This window comes from Actinacidiphila yeochonensis CN732 (assembly GCF_000745345.1).
GTDB classification, from domain to species: Bacteria; Actinomycetota; Actinomycetes; order Streptomycetales; family Streptomycetaceae; genus Actinacidiphila; species Actinacidiphila yeochonensis.
In genome coordinates this window covers 3,377,067-3,395,210 of record NZ_JQNR01000005.1, presented here as the reverse complement: position 1 = coordinate 3,395,210, position 18,144 = coordinate 3,377,067, and the positions used below count along the sequence as shown (strand labels likewise).

Genomic DNA, 18,144 nt, shown 5'->3' with positions numbered 1-18,144 from the left:
TTACACGTACGCGTGCACGGGCCGCCGCGTACGCCACGTCCCGGCGACGACCCGTGCGGCAGCCGGCACGGCGACGCCCGGCCGCCGTGGCAGTCCACGGGCGGCCGGGCGGAAGCGTGCGGGGGGACGGGCGGCTGAACCGGTACGACCAGTACCGACCACCGACCGGCCTGGACCGGCACCGGTCAGGCCCGGACCGCTGCTTCCGGCCGGGGCCGGAGGCGGTCGGACCAGCGGGCGCCGTCAGCGCAGCTCGGTGATCTCCGGTCCGCGCCGCATGGGGTCGATCCCGTCCCCGAACTTCTGCGCCTCACCCTGCTCGGGCGCCACGCCGTCCGGCACCATCTGGGCGTCGTTGGGCAGCTTGAGGACGATCGGGTCGCGGGGCGCCATCGGGGCCACGCCGCGCACCACCACGGTGTCGCGGAAGACCGACTCCAGCACGCCGGCCGCGGCGGGCTGGACCGCGCCCTGGCCGGAGATCACGCCGCGCAGGAACCAGCGCGGGCCGTCGCAGCCGACGAACCGCACCAGCTGCACGCCGCCGGTGCCGTCGGGAAGCTGCACCGGCACCTGCGCGCGCAGCTCCCAGCCGAGCGGGCCCTCGACCTCGTCGATGACACCGCCCTGCTGCGTGATGCCGCCCGCGATCTCCTGCCGGACCTCGCGCCAGATGCCCTCGGACTTCGGGGCGGCGAACGCCTGGAGCTGGACGGCGCTGTCCCGCAGCACGACGGTGGCCGCGACGATGGACTCGCCCGCCACCTCGACCCGCAGCTCCATGCCCTCGACGCCGGGCACGAACAGGCCGCCGAGGTCGACGCGCCCCTCACCCGGGTCCTTGACCTCCTCCACGTCCCACGGCCCGTCGGGGCGCGGCGCGGGCGGAAGGTTGTAGCCGGACGATTCGCCGGAGCCGTCCGACTCCTCGCTGTCCTCGGCGGCGTCGTCGGGGCCCTCGGCCTCGTCGAGCTCGTCGATGACGTCTTCGCGCTCCTTGCGACGACGGAACACGGTCACTGTCCTTCCCGGTCACCGAGGACCGATGTGTAGCCGTTGCTGGACGTGCCCGCCGACGGTTTCCCCACCGCGGCGTGACCCCCTGTGGAGCCGAAGCCCCCCGCCCCCCTGGCGGAGCCGGGCAGCTCCGCGACTTCATGGAACCTGACCCGCTCGACCTGCTGCACGACCAACTGGGCGATACGGTCCCCCGCCTCGAACCGCACGCTCTCACGCGGGTCGAGGTTGACCACGATCACCTTGATCTCTCCACGGTACCCGGCATCCACCGTTCCGGGGGCATTCACCATGGCCACCCCGCAGCGGGCCGCCAGCCCGGATCGCGGGTGGACGAAGGCGGCGTACCCGTCGGGCAGCGCGACGGCGATACCGGTCGGCAGCACCGTCCGCTCGCCGGGGGCGAGTTCGGCGGCCTCGGTGGTCGTCAGGTCCACCCCGGCGTCTCCCGGGTGCGCGTAGCCGGGAACCGGTACCGACGGGTCGAGACGGCGCAGCAGCACGTCGACCTCGGGGCGGCTCACGGGTTCACCTCGAAGGCTCGGACGACCTTGGTCTGGTCAGGGTCGGCCATCGCCGCCTGGATCTCCTCGGGGCGGCCGTTGCGGGTGAAGTGGTCCAGCTCGACCTCGATGAAGAGGGCGTCGGCGCGGACCGCGACCGGGCCGTCGGCGCCGCCGATCCGGCCCTCGGCGGTGCAGAAGATCTTGCGCCCGTCCACCGCGGTGCAGCGGGCGGCCAGGTGCAGGGTGGTGCCGACCGGGACCGGGAGCAGGAACTCCGACTCCAGGCGGCGGGTGACCGCGATGGTCCGCAGCAGCCAGCCGAGGGCGCCCAGCGTCTCGTCGAGCGCGGCGACCAGCACCCCGCCATGGGCCAGGCCGGGCGCGCCCTGGTGGGCGGGCCGCACGGTGAACTCGGCGTGCACGGTGACGCCCTCGCCGGCGGTGGTGGCCACGTGCAGGCCGTTGGGCTGCCGGTCGCCGCATCCGAAGCACTGGTCGTAGTGCGAGCCGAGCGGTTCGCCCGGCGCGGGCGCCTCGGGATGGCGTACGGGCGCGGCGGCTCCGGGCGGCGGCGCCAGGCTCGGCCGCCCCTCGCTCGGGGGTGTTGTGGCTGGACTCACGCCGCAGACCTTATCGCGGCTTCCTCTGCCCACCCAGCGCCTGCCGGACGCGGATCGAACGCGAAGCGCGCGCGGAGCGGCGGCGGAACGCCCCCGGCCGGACCGGGAGCCGGGTGGAGGGCGCGGCGCACGACAGGGCGACGGGGCCGAGGGCGGGCCGGGGCGGGGCGTGCGGACGGGTTCGCGGGCGGGGCTTCCGGCGGTGCGGACGGCTGGGCGGACGGCTGCGCGGACGGGCTTGCGGAACCGGCGCGGACGGCGTCGCGGCCGGTCCGGCGAGGGGCCCACAGACGGCCATGGCAGGCTTGTCCCATGCCTGGTGTACCGCAGCCCTACGACGAACGCCTCACCGTGCCGCGCTCCTGGTGGCTCATGGCCCTCGGGGCGGGCGTCGGCCTCGCGCTCGTGGTCTACCCCTTCGGCCCGCTGGCGATGCTCGGCGGGCTGGTGGCCGGCACCGCGGTGTCGATGATGATGGTCAGCTCCTACGGGTCCGCGCGGATCCGGGTGGTGGCCGGCTCGCTGGTGGCGGGCAAGGCCCGGCTGCCGCTGAGCGCGCTGGGCGCCGCCACGGTGCTGGACCCGGCCGAGGCCGTGGCCTGGCGCTCCTACAAGGCGGACCCGCGCGCCTTCATGCTGCTGCGCTCCTACGTGCAGACCGCGCTCAGGGTCGAGGTGACCGACCCGGGCGACCCGACGCCCTACCTCTACCTGTCAACGCGTACCCCCAAGCGGCTGGCCGAGGCACTGGCCACCGCGCGGTCCTCGGCGGCCAAGGGGACGGCGGCCGCGGCTGCGGGCGGCGCGGCGAAGGACTCCTGAGGCCGGCCCGGACGGGTGGCCCCCACGGGCCGCCCCGGGCTGGACCGGATTCCGGATCGGCCGGGGGACGGGGTCGGACGGCGGTCTCACCGCGCGGGGCCTCGACGGCGTCCGGTACGCGCGGGACGTCGACAGCGTCCGGTACGCGCGGGACGTCGACAGCGTCCGGTACGCGCGGGACGTCGACAGCGTCCGGTACGCGTAGGACGTCGAGGGCGTCCAGGACGCGTAGGACGTCCAGGACGCGAGGAGCGGAACGCCGCGGAAGAACCGCTGGAGGCCGAAGGCCGCGCGGCGGATCGGTGCCGCCGAGGGGTCCCCGCGGTCAGCGCCCGCCGCGATCGGTTCCCGACGGCCGGTCGCCGTCGTCGTCCGTGGACGGCAGCGGTCCCTCCAGCGCGTCCAGCGGCTCCTCCAGCGCGGGGAGTTCGTCGGAGGCGGGCAGCAGGGACCAGGGGATCTGGTGGGCCCGCAGGTCCCGGCGGACCCGTCGGGCGAGCTTGCGGGTGTCGCGCCGGTTCATCACGGCGCCGACGGCCGCCCCGATCATGAACGGGGTCAGGGCCGGGGTGTGCTTGATGGTGCGGCGCACCAGGCGCTGGCGCACCTCGCGCTTCATGCCGCTGTTCACCGCGGCGCCCATGGTGGACAGCCGCAGCGCGTTGATGCCGCGCTGCTCGCTCCACGCCCACAGGTAGGACGTGGCGCGGTCCCGGACGGTGCCTTGCACCCGCTGTCCGTAGACCTCGTGCAACTCGGCGATGAGCTTGTACTCGACGAGGGCCACGCCGAGGGTCTCCGAGGCGATCTCGGCCGGCATGGCCGGCGGGGTCGGCAGCATGGCGGCCGCGCCCACACCGGCGCCGACCGTCATCGTGCCCCGTACCGCGGCGGCGGTCAGCCGGTCCGCGATCTGCTCGGCGTCGAGCCCGGGGAACTGCCGCCGCAAGGTCGCCAGGCTGCGCACCGGAATGCGTGGAGCCGTGTCGAACAGCCGCTCGGCGACCGAGCTGACCGTGCCCCGGGCCATCCGGCCGCCGGCCCGGGCGCCGCCGGCGACGCCCCGGGTCACCCCGCGGGCGGTCGCGGCCGCGAGCGAGGCCGCGTGGCCTCGCTCCTCACCCTTGCCGTGCTCCGGGAAGCCCTTCACGGCAGCCGTGTCAGGCCGCGCAGTCGCGGCAGATGGGGTTTCCGTTCTTCTCCGAGGCCAATTGGCTCCTGTGGTGGACCAGGAAGCAGCTCATGCAGGTGAACTCGTCCGCCTGGCGGGGCAGCACGCGGACCGACAGCTCCTCGTTGGAGAGGTCGGCGCCGGGCAGCTCCAGGGACTCGGCCTGGTCGAACTCGTCGACATCGACGGCGGAGGTCGTCTTCTCGTTCCGCCTGGCCTTCAGCTCCTCGATGCTGTCTTCGTTGACGTCGTCGTCGGTCTTGCGTGGGGTGTCGTAATCGGTTGCCATTTCGCTCTCCCCCTGTGGGTGTCTGAGGTCTTCCAGCGCACGTAACGCGCGGGAGGCCGGACTTGTGCCCGACCCGAGGCGGAGATTTTGCCTCACATCAAGGCCTGTTATTCAATCGACACCCGAATACGCCCCCGAAGAGGTGACCGCACGGGTGGTCGATCATGGTCTTCGGCGGCCGTCGACCGGCCCGCCGCTGATGCCTTTCCCTGTACTTCCCGTGATCATGACCTGCGGAAACATGGAATTTACGGCTGTTTCTCCCGGATCGCGGATCACCGAGCGTACCCGACGACCGGGGCTGATGTGCGATCGGTCACAGACCGCTCCGGTGTGGTCCAGAACCGGCGATTACTCGCATAGCGAACAGCCCTCCGGACCCTCTGGAACGCCACCGGGAGATGGGACGCAATCGGACGTGACACGGTTCACAGCGTCCGTGCGCGGTTCCCGCGGGTGCCGTACGCACGGGTGTGCGGATGCTCCGGGGCTCCCGGGCGGACGGCGCGCCCCCGGCGCCCACGCCCGTGCCGGGGGCGCGGGTGCCCGCCGGGCGCCCTGGTGGACGAGTCGCCCGCCGGGCGCCCCGGAGGGCGCCCAGGCGGCGCTCAGGCCCTCCAGGGGACGTCACAACGGGATGGCCACCCGCATCACCAGGCCACCGCCCTCGCGCGGCTCGGCGGTGATCACACCGCCGTGCGCCCGGGCCACCGAGCGGGCGATGGACAGGCCCAGCCCGACGCCCTTGTCGCTGCCCGTGCGCTCGGTCCGCAGCCGCCGGAAGGGCTCGAAGAGGTTGTCGACCTCGTAGGCCGGCACCACCGGCCCGGTGTTCGCCACCACCAGCTGCGCCTGCCCGTGCTCGGCCGACGTGGCCACCTCGACCCAGCCGCCCTCGGGGATGTTGTAGCGCACGGCGTTCTGCACCAGGTTCATGGCGATCCGCTCCAGCAGCACGCCGTTGCCCTGCACCACCGCCGGGGTCAGGGCGCCTTGCAGCCGCACGCCGCGCGACTCCGCCTCGGCCCGGGTCTGGTCCAGCGCCATGGAGGCGGCCTCGGCGAGGTCGACCGGCTTGCGGTCGACGATCTCGTTCTCGCTCCGGGCCAGCAGCAGCAGACCCTCGACCAGCTGTTCGCTGCGCTCGTTGGTGGCCAGCAGCGTCTTGCCGAGCTGCTGGAGGTCCGGGGAGGCCGCCGGATCGGAGAGCTGCACCTCCAGCAGGGTGCGGTTGATCGCCAGCGGCGTGCGCAGCTCGTGCGAGGCGTTGGCGACGAACCGGCGCTGGGCGTCGAAGGAGCGCTCCAGTCGGTCCAGCATTCCGTCGAAGGTGTCGGCCAGCTCCTTGAGCTCGTCGTCGGGGCCGTCCAGCTCGATGCGCCGCTTGAGGTCCGAGCCGGCCACACTGCGGGCGGTCCGGGTGATCCGGCCCAGCGGCGAGAGCACCCGGCCGGCCATCACGTACCCGAAGGCGAAGGCCACCACGGCCAGCCCGATCAGCGCCAGCAGCGACCGTTTGAGCAGCGTGTTCAGCGCCGCGTCCCGCTGGTGCTGGAGGCAGGTGCTGATCATCTGGTTGACCTGGTCGTTGGTGGTGTCCGGCCCGATCGAGAGGCAGCTGCTGTTCCCCACCCGGATCTCGGTGATCTGGAAGGGCAGGTTGGTGCCCTGGTGGATGGCCTGGGCGGCCAGCAGGTAGATGATCCACAGCAGGATGACGCCGGCGATCAGGAACATGCCGCCGTAGAGCACGGTCAGCCGTATCCGGATGGTCGGCCGCAGCCAGGGCGGCGGGTTCTCGGCCGGCTGCGGGTCCCAGGAGGGCTTGGGCGGCGCGGACGGACGCTCCGGCGGGGCCTGCGGCCGCCCGGAAGCGGCGCCGGCGTGGGCTTTCGGGTCCTTGGAGCCCTGGGGGCCCTCGGGTGCTGGGGAGGCCATTCCGCCCTCAGATCCGGTAGCCGGAGCCGGGCACGGTGACGATCACCGGGGGCTCGCCGAGCTTGCGCCGCAGTGTCATGACGGTGACCCGCACGACGTTGGTGAAGGGGTCGGTGTTCTCGTCCCACGCCTTCTCCAGCAGCTGCTCGGCGGAGACCACCGAGCCCTCGCTGCGCATGAGGACCTCCAGGACGGCGAACTCCTTGGGAGCCAGGTGCACCTCCCTGCCGTCGCGGAACACCTCCCGACGGTTCGGGTCGAGCCGGATGCCCGAGCGCTCCAGGACGGGCGGCAGCGCCGCGGTCGTCCGGCGCCCCAGGGCACGCACCCGGGCGGTCAGCTCGGTGAACGCGAAGGGCTTGGGCAGGTAGTCGTCGGCGCCGAGCTCCAGGCCCTCCACCCGGTCGCTGACGTCTCCGGCGGCGGTGAGCATGAGCACCCGGGTGGGCATTTCGAGTTCGACCACGCGCCGGCACACCTCGTCGCCGTGGACCACCGGCAGGTCGCGGTCGAGTACCACGACGTCGTAGTCGTTGACGCCGATGCGCTCCAGGGCGGAGCCGCCGTCATAGACCACGTCCACGGCCATGGCCTCACGGCGCAGGCCGGTGGCGACCGCATCGGCGAGCAGCTGCTCGTCCTCGACGACCAGTACGCGCAATGCGCTGTTCCTTCCGTGACAAGAGCATGAGCTCGTGACAAGAGCATGAGCTGGGAAATTCTGCTCCCCATCCTGCACCGACCCCCCGTAAACCGGCGGTAAGCGCCTGTTTCTCCGCCGGCCCGCCTCCCGCCCCCGCCGTGTGGCCCCGCCTCCGCTCCCCGCCCCTCGCCGCGGCCCGCCGCGCCTCGGAGCGTCACCGCCCGCGGACCGCCCGCGAGGCCCCGCGTCCACGCGGCCCCGCGGAAGCGTCACGGCACGCGCACGACTCCTGCGGGAGGCCGTCACGAGGGGACCGGGGTAGGGCGACGGCGAGGTGTTTTGTCGGAAAGGCCGCGAATATTCCTTGGGTCAGTGAGGTTTCCGCCCCGAAAGGGGTGGGGAGGACGGCTGTAACCCACCCAACATGCCGTGCTCCGCGTTTTCACGCGTGGCATCCGGCTTGACACACCCCGTGTCATCGGAGACGACGAGGGGGCGCATCATGGACGCGTTCACCACCGGAATCCTTCAGCGCATCCACACAACGGAGTCCGATCTGCGCCGGGCCCGCGAGACCGGCGACGACTTCCTCGTCGACGTCGAGGAGGGGGAGCTGGACGACCTCCGCCGCATAGCGGCCGACCACGGCGTGGACGTACGGGACGGACGGAACGTTCGGCCGAAGGTCGCCTGATCCGCCTCGGCTGACCCCGCAGCCGAACGCCCCGGTCGCCGGACGGTGCCGGGGCGTTCGCATGCCCGCGGGGGGCGCCTCCGGCCCGGCACCCGCGGCCGCGCGGACGCGCCCGAGCCCCGGCCCGGGCAGGCCCGGACCGGGACTCGGGCGCCGCCCGGCGGTCCGGTCAGTCGTGCCAGGCGCCCAGTTCCTCCAGCATCCCCTGGAGCCGCTCGAAGAGCCCGGGCGGCGCCGCCACCGTCAGCTCCTCGGCGGGCTCGCGGCCCGGCCGGCCGCCGGTGAGCGCGCCCGCCTCGCGGGCGAACAGGGCCCCCGCGGCGAGGTCCCAGGGGTTCAGGCCGCGCTCGTAGTAGGCGTCCAGCCGGCCGCAGCCGACGTCGGCGAGGTCGATGGCGGCCGAGCCGCCGCGCCGCAGGTCGCGCACCTGCGGCAGCAGCACCCTGACCACCTCGGCCATGCTGGCGCGCCGCTCGCGCAGGTAGCTGAAGCCGGTGGCGACGAGCGCGTGGTCCAGGTCGGGGGCCGGCCGGCAGTGCGCGCGCACCCCGTTCACGTAGGCCCCGCCGCCCAGCACCGCCTGGTACGTCTCCCGGCGCATCGGGGCCTCGACCACCCCGACCACGGCGCGCCCGTCGCGCTCGGCGGCGATGCTCACCGACCAGGACGGCAGGCCGTAGAGGTAGTTCACGGTGCCGTCGAGGGGGTCGATGACCCAGCGCACGCCGCTGGTGCCCACGCGGTCGGCGCCCTCCTCGCCGAGGAAGCCGTCGTCCGGCCGCAGCGCCGAGATGTGGGAGGTGATCAGCTTCTCGGCGGCGATGTCCATCTCGGTGACGACGTCGATGGGGCTGCTCTTGGTGGCGGCGACGCCGAGGTCGGCGGGGCGGCCGTCGCGCAGCAGGGCGCCTGCGCGGGTGGCGGCCTCCAGGGCGATCTCCAGCAGTTCGGCGTCCTCGCCCGTGGCCTCGGGGCGGCCGGCGCCCTCGGCGGGGCCGGTCGCTCCGGTGGCGGGTGTGCTCATGGGGACAGGGCTCCTCAGTCGGTTCCGGCGGCGGCGGGCTGCGGTGTCCGGGCCGGGCAGCAGCCGGCCGGGCACACGTCGTGGCTGGGTCCGAGCGCGCCGAGGGCGCAGCGGGCCGGCGTCCGGCCGCGCTCGGTGGCGGCACGTTCCAGCACCAGGTCGCGGACGGCGGCGGCGAAGCGCGGGTCGGCGCCCACGGTGGCCGCGCGGCTGACCGGCAGGCCCAGTTCGGCGGCCTTGGCGGTCGCCTCGGTGTCGAGGTCGTACTTGACCTCCATGTGGTCGGAGACGAACCCGATGGGGACCATCACCACCGCGGCGGCGCCGTCCGCGTGGACGGCTTCCAGGTGGTCGCAGATGTCGGGTTCCAGCCACGGGATGTGCGGCGCGCCGGAGCGGGACTGGTAGACGAGCTCCCAGGGGCGGTCGACCCCGGTGGCCTCGCGGACGCCGTCGGCCACCAGCCGGGCGGTGTCCAGGTGCTGGGCGACGTAGGCGCCGCCGTCGCCGTGGTCCTCCTTGGGGCCGGAGGTGTCGGCGGCGGCGGTCGGGATGGAGTGCGTGGTGAACGCGAGCCGGGCCCCGTCGCGCACCTCCTCGGGCAGTTCGGCGAGCGCGGCCACGGTCGCGTCGACCATGGGCTCGACGAAACCGGGGTGGTTGAAGTAGTGGCGCAGCTTGTCGACCCGCGGCACGGGCAGGCCCGCCGCGGCGACCTCGGCCAGCGAGGCGGCCAGGTTCTCCCGGTACTGGCGGCAGCCGGAGTACGAGGCGTAGGCGCTGGTGGCCAGGACCAGCACCCGTCGGCGGCCGGCCTCGGCCATCTCGCGCAGGGTGTCGGTGAGGTACGGCGCCCAGTTGCGGTTGCCCCAGTGGACCGGCAGGTCCAGCCCGGCGGCGGCGAAGTCCTCGCGCAGGGCGCCCAGCAGCTCGCGGTTCTGCTCGTTGATCGGGCTGACGCCGCCGAACAGGAAGTAGTGGCGGCCCACCTCTTTCAGCCTTTCGCGTGGGATGCCGCGCCCGCGGGTGACGTTCTCCAGGAACGGCACGACGTCGTCGGGGCCCTCGGGGCCGCCGAAGGACAGCAGCAGGAGGGCGTCGTAGGGGCCGGGGTCCGGCTCCTGCGGGGTGCCGGGTGAGGCGGCGACCTCGGCAGACGCGGCGGAGGGGTCGGACGGCGCGGCCGCGGCGGCGGTGTGCGGCGCGTGGGGCTGATCGGACATGCCTTTGATCCTGCCATTCCCGGCGGCCGCCCCCGGGAACGGCCACCGGGAAAAAACATTTGCCGCGTTACGTAAGCTGTCTCTGTCCACGAACTACCCTGCGGGCCGATGCCGTCGCGCCCCCCGCGTGAGTCCGACGCGGGACGGCGCCGGACAGCTCCGGAGTACCCCCGTGCCCAGCCCTTACCGCTCTCTTTTCGCCACCCCCGGCGCGCGTGCCTTCTCCCTGGCCGGACTGGTCGGGCGGATGCCGTTGTCGATGACGGGCATCGGCGTCGTGACCATGATCTCCCAGGTGACCGGCCGGTACGGCCTGGCGGGCGCGCTGTCCGCGACGCTGGCGCTGTCCAGCGCGCTGTGCGGGCCCCGGGTGTCGCGGCTGGTGGACCGCTACGGGCAGCGCCGGGTGCTGCGCCCGGTGGCCGTGGTGACGGTGCTGGCGGTGAGCGGCCTCCTGCTGTGCGTGCGGGAGGGCGCGCCGGACTGGACGTACTTCGGGTGCGTGCTGCTGGCCGGGCTGACGCCGAGCCTGGGCGCGATGGTGCGGGCGCGCTGGTCGGAGATCCACCGGGGCTCGCCGGAGTTGCTGCACACCGCGTACTCGCTGGAGTCGGTGGTGGACGAGGTGGTGTTCATCGTCGGCCCGGTGCTGTCGGTCGGGCTGTGCACGATGGCGTTCGCGGAGGCCGGGCCGCTGCTGGCGATGGTGTTCCTGGCCGTGGGGGTCGCGCTGCTGACCGCGCAGCGGGCCACCGAGCCGGCCGCGCATCCGCAGGCCGTCATGGGCGGCGGCTCGGCGATGCGGTCGGCGGGGCTGCGGATACTGTGCGTCGTCTTCGCCGGGGTGGGGATGATGTTCGGCGCCGTGGACGTGATCACGGTGGCCTTCGCCGACGAGCGCGGCCACAAGGGGCTGGCCAGCCTGGTGCTCGCCTGCTACGCGCTCGGCTCGTGCCTGTCCGGGGTGGTCTTCGGCATGCTGCCACCGCGCCGTTCGGTCGCCGACCGGTTTCGCTGGGGTGTCGCCGGGATGGCGGTGAGTATGATCCCGCCACTGCTGGTCGGCAGCATGCCGCTGCTCGCCCTGGCCCTGTTCGTGGCCGGCACGACGATAGCGCCCACGATGGTGGCGGCCATGGGCCTGGTGGAGCGGCTGGTGCCGCGCGGGCGGCTGACCGAGGGCATCACGTGGACCTCCACGGGCATGGCGGTCGGCGTGGCCGCGGGTGCCGCGCTGGCCGGCCGGGTGATCGACGCGCACGGCGCCTCGGCCGCCTTCGCGGTGCCTGCCATGGCCGCGGTGGCCGCCGCGGCGGCGGCGTTCCTCGGATACGGCCGGCTGCGGCCGACACCGCGCCAGGAGGAGAGGTTCGGCGATGAGCGGGACGAGCGGGGCGGGGACGCGGCCGGCGGGGCCGCGGAGCCCGGAGCGGGCGGAAGTCTGGCGTAACTGGGCGGGCACCGTCACCGCCCGGCCGCGGCGGGTGGCGGCGCCGGCGTCGGTGGACGAACTGGCCGCGGTGGTGCGGGCGGCGGCGCGCGACGGGCTGCGGGTGAAGGCGGTCGGGTCGGGGCACTCCTTCACCGCCGCGGCGGCCACCGACGGGGTGCTGGTACGGCCGGAGGGGCTGAGCGCGATCCGTTCCGTGGACCGCGCGGCCGGCACCGTCACGGTGGAGGCGGGGGTGCCGCTGCGCCAGCTCAACGCGGTGCTGGCCGGCGAGGGGCTGTCGCTCACCAACATGGGCGACATCATGGAGCAGACCGTGGCGGGCGCCACCAGCACCGGCACCCACGGCACCGGCCGCGACTCGGCCTCCATAGCCGCGCAGATACGGGCGCTGGAGCTCGTCACCGCGGACGGCTCGGTGCTGACCTGCTCCGCCGGGGAGAACCCGGACGTGTTCGCCGCCGCCCGGATCGGGCTGGGCGCCCTGGGCGTTGTCAGCGCGATCACCTTCGCGGTGGAGCCGGTGTTCCTGCTGACCGCCCGTGAGGAGCCCATGCGGTTCGACCGGGTGATGGCGGAGTTCGACCGGTTCGCGGCGGAGAACGAGCACTTCGAGTTCTACTGGTTCCCGCACACCGAGGGCTGCGTCACCAAGCGGAACAACCGCAGCGCCGGGCCGGCCGATCCGCTGCCGGCGGTGCGCGGCTGGGTCGACGACGAGCTGCTGTCCAACGGCGTCTTCCGGGCGGCCTGCGCGCTGGGTCGGGCGGCGCCGGCGGCGATACCGGGCATCGCCCGGCTCTCCTCCCGGGCGCTGTCCGCCCGCACCTACACCGACATCCCGTACAAGGTGTTCACCAGCCCGCGACGGGTGCGGTTCGTGGAGATGGAGTACGCGGTGCCGCGCGAGGCGGCCGTGCCGGTGGTGCGGGAGCTGAAGGCGATGGTGGAGCGGTCCGGACTGCGGATCAGCTTCCCGGTGGAGGTGCGGGTGGCGCCGGCCGACGACATCGCGCTGTCCACCGCCTCGGGCCGCGACACCGCCTACGTGGCCGTCCACATGTACCGGGGCAGGCGGTACCAGGAGTACTTCACCGCGGTCGAGCGGATCGCGACGGCAGCCGGCGGGCGGCCGCACTGGGGGAAGATCCACACGCGGGACGCGGAGTACCTCGCGGAGGCGTATCCCCGGTTCGCGGAGTTCACCCGTCTGCGGGAACGGCTCGACCCCGAAAGGCTCTTCGGCAACGACTATCTGCGCCGGGTGCTGGGGGCCTAGCCGGCGCCGCGCCGCCGGACCGGAGGCCGCCCGTTCAAGGCCGCGACCTGGGGCGGAAGTTCGAAAGGATACGTCCGTTTTTGCCCTGGCGTGCACCCCGGAGTTGTGAGCCGGGTCACCGAACTCCGCGCCCGCGCACAATATTCGACGGTGTGGCAGGCACCCTCCGGTGGCCCGAATGGAGTACCGTGACGAACCCTGGCATCCGGCGCCCGGCCGGCTGCCTGGACAGCACCAGCACCACGGTCGGGAGGGGAGTCGACGGCACTCTTCCCGGCGTGTCACAGTATGGTCACCCTCGGTGGACAATCGACCACCGTCCCATGACGGCGTGTCACCATACTGAATCGACACGCCGAGCAACTCAGCAAGGTTGTGGCACGCTGCACCCGGGCAGGCCACACTCGTTCACAACGGGAGCAGCGACGCACGTGACGTCGGCAGGCACCACCCGGGAGGTAACCGTGCCCGAACTGCGCGTCGTGGCCGTCAGCAATGACGGCACACGACTGGTGCTCAAGGCTGCCGACAGCACGGAGTACACCCTCCCGATCGACGAGCGGCTGCGCGCCGCCGTGCGCAACGACCGGGCCCGGCTGGGTCAGATCGAGATCGAGGTCGAGAGCCATCTCCGGCCCCGTGACATCCAGGCGCGGATAAGGGCCGGCGCCTCCGCCGAGGAGGTCGCGCAGCTCGCCGGCATCCCGGTGGAGCGGGTGCGGCGGTTCGAGGGTCCGGTGCTGGCCGAGCGCGCCTTCATGGCCGAGCGGGCCCGCAAGACCCCGGTGCGCCGGCAGGGCGAGACGACCGGCCCCCAGCTGGGCGAGGCGGTGGCCGAACGGCTGCTGCTGCGCGGCGCGGAGAAGGACACCGTCCTGTGGGACTCCTGGCGCCGGGACGACGGCACCTGGGAGGTGCTGCTCGTCTACCGGGTGGCCGGTGAGCCGCACTCGGCGAGCTGGACCTACGACCCGCCGCGCCGACTGGTGCAGGCGGTGGACGACGAGGCCCGTTCGCTGATCGGCGAGACCAGCCAGCAGCAGGAGCCGAGCTTCCCGTTCGTGCCGCGGATCGCCCGGCTGCCCCGGGACCGTCCGCTGGACCGGTCGTTGGACCGCGTTCCGGAGCGCGGCGCCGAGCGCGGCACCGAGCGCGGCGACCGCCAGGAGCGGGAGGCGCGCGAGGCGCGGGCCGAGGAGCAGCAGGAGGAGCGCGACTCGCTCACCAGCCTGCTGGAGGCGGTGCCCAGCTTCCGGGGCGACCTGGTGGTGCCCGCTCAGCCGTCGGTCCAGCCGGAAGCGGTGCCGGCCGCCGAGGTGGCGGAGGAGGCCGAGGAGGCCGCCCCGGCCGCGAGCGCCGGCTCGGCGTACGCGGACGTGCTGATGCCGCGTGCGGTGGCGGGGCACCGGGACCGGCTGGTCGGCACCACCGACCGGCAGGCCGAGGCCGACGGGGTCCGGCCGGGCCGCCGTGCCACGGTGCCGAGTTGGGACGAGATCGTCTTCGGCAGCCGCCGCAAGAAGCAGGATTAGCCGTCGGGCGCGTGCCCGACGGCCCGCGGGGGCCGCCCTTGGTCGCCAAGGGCGGCCCCCGCGGCGTGCCGGCCGCGGTGCCGCTCGCGGCGGTATCACTCCCCCGGGGCCGGGGGTGCGCTCACACACCCGGGGTGGGCCGGCGGAGAAGCCGCCTCACCCGGGCTGCGGGCCGGTGGCGACGGGGCGGGAGGGGTCGGAGGTCCACTCGCTCCAGGAGCCGACGTAGAGAGCCGCCGGCACCCCCGCCACGGCCAGGGCGAGGAGTTCGTGGGCCGCGGAGACGCCCGAGCCGCAGTAGACGCCGACCTCGGCGCCCGGGCCGCGCCCAGCGCGGCGAAGTGCCCGGCGAGGTCGGCGGCGGACCGGAACCGGCCGTCGGGGCCGAGGGTGTCCACGGTGGGCGCGCTCACCGCGCCGGGGATGTGCCCGGCCGCCGGATCGATCGGCTCGGTCTCCCCTCGGTACCGCTCCCCCGCGCGGGCGTCGAGCAGCAGGCCGCGCCGGGCCAGGGCGGCGGCGCCGTCCGCGTCGAGCACCGGGAGCGAGCCCGGCTCGGGGGTGAAGTCGCCGTCACCGGGCGGCGGTTCCTCCGTGCTCAGCGGCCGGCCGGCGGCCCGCCAGGCGGCGAGCCCGCCGTCGAGTACCCGCACCCGCTCGTGGCCCGCCCAGCGCAGCAGCCACCAGGCCCGGGCCGAACCCCAGCCGTTCCAGTCGTCGTAGAGCACCACGTCGGTGTGGCGCGAGACGCCGGCGGCACGCATGGCGGCGCCGAACACCTCGGGGTCGGGCAGCGGGTGCCGGCCGCCGGTGCCGGGCGGGGCGGCCAGTGCCGTGTCCAGGTCGACGTAACGGGCCCCGGGGATGTGCCCCTTGGCGTACTCCCCGGCTCCGGGCGGGCCGCCCATCCGGTAGCGGACGTCGAGCACGGCGGTCGTGGCGGGCGCGGCGGCGAGCTCCACCACCGAGACGATGGGTTCCATGCGCCCATTGTGGGCGGTGGCCCCGCCCCCGGTGGACACCGCCTCCAGCGGGCCCCGCGGGTAGCGGGTCCGGGTTCCCGTCCCGGCGGGCAGACGGGAAGCTAGGCGGGTAGGCGGGCGGGCGGCCCGGTGGACCCGGCGCGGACCCGTACGGCCGCTGCGCGGACCTGTACGGCCCCGGCGCGGACCGCGGCTCGGGAGCCCTCCTACGCCGGTTCCGGCTGGTCGCCGGGGGCGCCCGAGAGGAGCTGCGGGGCGTCGGCGAGGACGAGGCCGGCCGCGCCGCGCACCTCGGCGCCGTCACCCAGGCCGCCGGTGACGATCTCGACGCCCTCCACGGCCGAGGGCAGCGTGTGCCGGCGCACCCCGGAGCGCATGGGCTCCAGGATGTCCTCGCCCGCGCCGGCCAGGTCGCCGCCGACCACGATGAGCCGCGGGTTGAGGAGCGTGACCAGGGTGGACAGCGCCCGGCCGACCGACTCGCCGGCGTCCCGGACGGCGCGCAGCGCGCCCGTGTTGCGCTGCGCGATCAGGGTGGGCAGGTCGCGGGCGGCGACGGGGTGGCCCCAGCTCTCGGAGAGCAGCCGGGCGATGGCGACGGGGCTGGCGACCGTCTCCAGGCAGCCGCGGTTGCCGCAGCGGCAGATCAACCCGTCGGTGGTGAGCGGGAGGTGCCCGATCTCGCCGGCCAGCCCGCGCGCGCCCAGCATCAGCCGGCCGCCGCTGACGATGCCGGCCCCGATGCCGGCCGACAGCCGAACGTAGACCATGTCGCCCGCCTGCCGGCCCGCGCCGTACATCCTCTCGGCCAGGGCGCCCGCGTTGGCGTCGTTGGTGACGCGCACCGGGAGGGCGGTGCGGCGGGCCAGCTCGTCGGTCAGGCGCATGCCGACCCAGCCGGGCATGATGCCCTCGGCGCCCAGGGCGCCGCTGCCCTTCTCGACCGGGGAGGCGATCCCGGCGCCGATGCCCAGCACCCGGTCGCGATCCACCCCGGTCTCCTGGAGCGCCCGGTTGACCAGGACGGCGACGAGGTCGAGGGTCTCGTCCGGCGCCCGGTCCACCTCCTTGGCCACCCAGTGCTCCCACAGCACGGCGCCGAACAGGTCGCACAGGATGACCCGGACGTGCTGGTGGCCGATGTCGGCGCCGATCGCGAAGCCCGCGGTGGGTACCAGCGACAGCGACTGGGCGGGGCGGCCGGTGCGCCGCGGCTCGGTCTCCTCGGGGCCGTCGTCCTCGGTGACCAGGCCGACCGCGATGAGGTCGGAGATCAGCGACGAGACAGTGGCTCTGGACAGGCCGGTCAGCCGGACCAGCTCCGGACGGCTGCTGCGTGGTGTGGTGTGGAGGGCCTCCAGGACCCGTAGCCTTCCAACCTCACGCAGGTTCACTGGCGTCTCGATGACGACCCCCGGGTGTCGAGCTGCGGCGCGTATCGTCGAACGCAGGCTTCCTCTTTGCGATTCTGCCGTCAAGAGCCTTGACTTATGCCGAAGTTCAGGCAGAAACTCGCGAACTGTTCTATCCGTCTTCGTGAGTTTGAGTCGATGCCGGATGAATAACGATTGGGGCGAGCCGCCAGGAGGAGCCGCTGTGCCGACCCGTGTGCCGACCGACGCACCGACCGCACCCCCGTCCCAGGACCCCGTGAACCCCGCGGATCACGCGGGCCGTACGGGCCGTACGGACCCCGCTCCGGAGCCGACTCCGGACTCGACCCCGGACGCCGCCGCGGCGGACCGGCCCGACAGCGCCGCGCCCCTGCGTGTCGGCATGGTCGGCCACGCCTTCATGGGCGCCGCCCACTCGCACGCCTGGCGCACCGCCGGCCGCTTCTTCGACCTTCCCCGCCCGGTCGAGCTGACCGCGGTGTGCGGCCGGGACGCGGCCGGGGTGGCCCGCTCCGCGGAGCGGTACGGCTGGCGGTCCTGGGAGACGGACTGGCGGGCTCTCGTGGCCCGGCCGGACATCGATGTCGTGGACATCTGCACGCCCGGCGACAGCCACGCCGAGATCGCCCTGGCCGCCCTGGCCGCGGGCAAGCACGTGCTCTGCGAGAAGCCGCTGGCCAACTCCGTCGCCGAGGCGGAGGCGATGGTGCGGGCGGCACGGGAGGCCCGGGAGGCCGGGGTGCGCTCCATGGTGGGCTTCAACTACCGCCGGGTGCCGGCCCTGGCGCTGGCCAGGCGGCTGGTCGCCGAGGGGCGGCTCGGCCGGATCCACCAGGTGCGGGCGCAGTACCTGCAGGACTGGCTGGTGGACCCGGAGTTCCCGCTGGCCTGGCGGCTGCGCCGGGACAGGGCCGGCTCGGGCGCCCTCGGCGATCTGGGGCGCACAGCGTGGACGCCGCCCAGTACCTGACGGGGCAGCGGATCTCCTCGGTCGGCGCGCTGCTGGAGACGTTCGTCACCGAACGGCCGCTTCCCGCCTCGGCCAGCGGCCTGTCCGGCACCGCGGCCGCGGAGCGGGGCCAGGTGACGGTGGACGACGCCGCGCTGTTCACCGCCCGCTTCGACGGCGGCGCCATCGGTGTGTTCGAGGCGACGCGGTTCGCCACCGGCCACAAGAACGCGATGCGGATCGAGATCAGCGGCTCGCTGGGCAGCCTGGCCTTCGACGCGGAGAAGGCCAACGAGCTGGCCTTCCACGACCGCACGGAGGACGCCGCCACCGCCGGCTTCCGGCGCGTCCTGGTGACCGAGCCGGTCCACCCGTACATGGACGCGTGGTGGCCGCCGGGGCACCTGATCGGCTACGAGCACACGTTCACCCACCAGGTGCGGGACTTCGTCACGGCGGTGGCCGCCGGTGAGGACCCGGTGCCGTCCTTCGCCGACGGCCTCCAGGTGCAGCGCGTGCTGGCCGCCGTGGAGTCCAGCGCCGCCGCGTTGGGGGTACACATCCCCGTGAGCGCCTGAGCCGCCGCCGGCGGTGCCGGAATTCCCGTACG

The 18,144-nt window shown here is 74.3% G+C and carries 15 protein-coding genes and 2 pseudogenes; 6 read left to right on the top strand and 11 right to left on the bottom strand.

Annotated elements, in window-relative coordinates:
- Nucleotides 1–243: 243 nt before the first annotated feature.
- From BS72_RS25880 to BS72_RS25870, 3 genes are read right to left on the bottom strand one after another with little or no spacing between them, the layout of a single operon-like run.
- Complete coding sequence (locus BS72_RS25880) at nt 244–1,014, bottom strand: DUF3710 domain-containing protein (protein ID WP_037914003.1); 771 nt, start codon at nt 1,012–1,014, stop codon at nt 244–246.
- Between the two features lie 2 nt (nt 1,015–1,016).
- Nucleotides 1,017–1,541 (bottom strand): dUTP diphosphatase, encoded by a 525-nt coding sequence (dut, locus tag BS72_RS25875; RefSeq protein ID WP_037914002.1) that lies wholly within the window; start codon nt 1,539–1,541, stop codon nt 1,017–1,019.
- A complete protein-coding gene (locus BS72_RS25870; RefSeq protein WP_051951699.1) occupies nt 1,538–2,143 on the bottom strand; it encodes a PaaI family thioesterase in 606 nt (201 codons plus the stop codon). Before BS72_RS25870 ends, dut begins: the two co-directional genes overlap by 4 nt.
- 312 nt (nt 2,144–2,455) lie before the next feature.
- On the opposite strand from BS72_RS25870, the gene BS72_RS25865 reads away from it, so the two are divergent.
- The gene (locus BS72_RS25865; protein ID WP_037914001.1) at nt 2,456–2,965 is read left to right on the top strand and encodes a DUF3093 domain-containing protein; all 510 of its coding nucleotides are present in this window, start codon (nt 2,456–2,458) and stop codon (nt 2,963–2,965) included.
- Between the two features lie 325 nt (nt 2,966–3,290).
- On the opposite strand, the gene BS72_RS25860 is transcribed toward BS72_RS25865, so the two are convergent.
- The 4 genes from BS72_RS25860 to BS72_RS25845 all read right to left on the bottom strand — a co-directional run bounded on the left by BS72_RS25860 (nt 3,291) and on the right by BS72_RS25845 (nt 7,024).
- A complete protein-coding gene (locus BS72_RS25860) occupies nt 3,291–4,115 on the bottom strand; it encodes a hypothetical protein (protein WP_063836135.1) in 825 nt (274 codons plus the stop codon).
- Between the two features lie 10 nt (nt 4,116–4,125).
- On the bottom strand, nt 4,126–4,425 hold the full coding sequence (locus BS72_RS25855; protein ID WP_031512922.1) for a DUF4193 domain-containing protein: 300 nt from the start codon (nt 4,423–4,425) through the stop codon (nt 4,126–4,128).
- Between the two features lie 627 nt (nt 4,426–5,052).
- Nucleotides 5,053–6,363, bottom strand: coding sequence for a sensor histidine kinase (locus tag BS72_RS25850; protein WP_078901631.1), 1,311 nt, complete (start codon nt 6,361–6,363; stop codon nt 5,053–5,055).
- Nucleotides 6,364–6,370: 7 nt separating this feature from the next.
- Nucleotides 6,371–7,024 carry a response regulator transcription factor gene (locus tag BS72_RS25845; RefSeq protein ID WP_037913997.1) on the bottom strand — a complete coding sequence of 218 codons (654 nt, stop codon included), beginning with the start codon at nt 7,022–7,024 and terminating at the stop codon, nt 6,371–6,373.
- 484 nt (nt 7,025–7,508) lie between these two features.
- On the opposite strand from BS72_RS25845, the gene BS72_RS25840 reads away from it, so the two are divergent.
- Nucleotides 7,509–7,700 (top strand): hypothetical protein, encoded by a 192-nt coding sequence (locus tag BS72_RS25840; RefSeq protein ID WP_037913995.1) that lies wholly within the window; start codon nt 7,509–7,511, stop codon nt 7,698–7,700.
- A gap of 169 nt (nt 7,701–7,869) precedes the next feature.
- Here BS72_RS25840 and BS72_RS25835 read toward each other — a convergent pair whose 3' ends face one another.
- The gene (locus tag BS72_RS25835) at nt 7,870–8,724 is read right to left on the bottom strand and encodes an inositol monophosphatase family protein (RefSeq protein WP_078901919.1); all 855 of its coding nucleotides are present in this window, start codon (nt 8,722–8,724) and stop codon (nt 7,870–7,872) included.
- 14 nt (nt 8,725–8,738) lie between these two features.
- A complete protein-coding gene (locus tag BS72_RS25830; RefSeq protein ID WP_078901630.1) occupies nt 8,739–9,947 on the bottom strand; it encodes a ferrochelatase in 1,209 nt (402 codons plus the stop codon).
- A 172-nt stretch (nt 9,948–10,119) separates the two neighbouring features.
- Here BS72_RS25830 and BS72_RS25825 point away from each other — a divergent pair, with 172 nt between their 5' ends.
- The 3 genes from BS72_RS25825 to sepH all read left to right on the top strand — a co-directional run bounded on the left by BS72_RS25825 (nt 10,120) and on the right by sepH (nt 14,208).
- Complete coding sequence (locus tag BS72_RS25825) at nt 10,120–11,397, top strand: MFS transporter (protein WP_051951697.1); 1,278 nt, start codon at nt 10,120–10,122, stop codon at nt 11,395–11,397.
- Nucleotides 11,324–12,676 carry a D-arabinono-1,4-lactone oxidase gene (locus BS72_RS25820; protein WP_037913993.1) on the top strand — a complete coding sequence of 451 codons (1,353 nt, stop codon included), beginning with the start codon at nt 11,324–11,326 and terminating at the stop codon, nt 12,674–12,676. The genes BS72_RS25825 and BS72_RS25820 overlap by 74 nt, the downstream gene beginning before the upstream one ends.
- Before the next feature lie 431 nt (nt 12,677–13,107).
- Nucleotides 13,108–14,208 (top strand): septation protein SepH, encoded by a 1,101-nt coding sequence (gene sepH, locus BS72_RS25815; protein WP_078901629.1) that lies wholly within the window; start codon nt 13,108–13,110, stop codon nt 14,206–14,208.
- A 156-nt stretch (nt 14,209–14,364) separates the two neighbouring features.
- Here sepH and BS72_RS25810 read toward each other — a convergent pair.
- Both BS72_RS25810 and BS72_RS25805 read right to left on the bottom strand, forming a co-directional pair.
- Nucleotides 14,365–15,191 (bottom strand): annotated as a pseudogene (locus tag BS72_RS25810) (sulfurtransferase).
- A gap of 206 nt (nt 15,192–15,397) precedes the next feature.
- A complete protein-coding gene (locus BS72_RS25805; RefSeq protein WP_037913991.1) occupies nt 15,398–16,585 on the bottom strand; it encodes an ROK family protein in 1,188 nt (395 codons plus the stop codon).
- Nucleotides 16,586–16,967: 382 nt separating this feature from the next.
- Here BS72_RS25805 and BS72_RS25800 point away from each other — a divergent pair.
- Nucleotides 16,968–18,112, top strand: a pseudogene (locus BS72_RS25800) (Gfo/Idh/MocA family protein).
- Nucleotides 18,113–18,144: the final 32 nt, after the last annotated feature.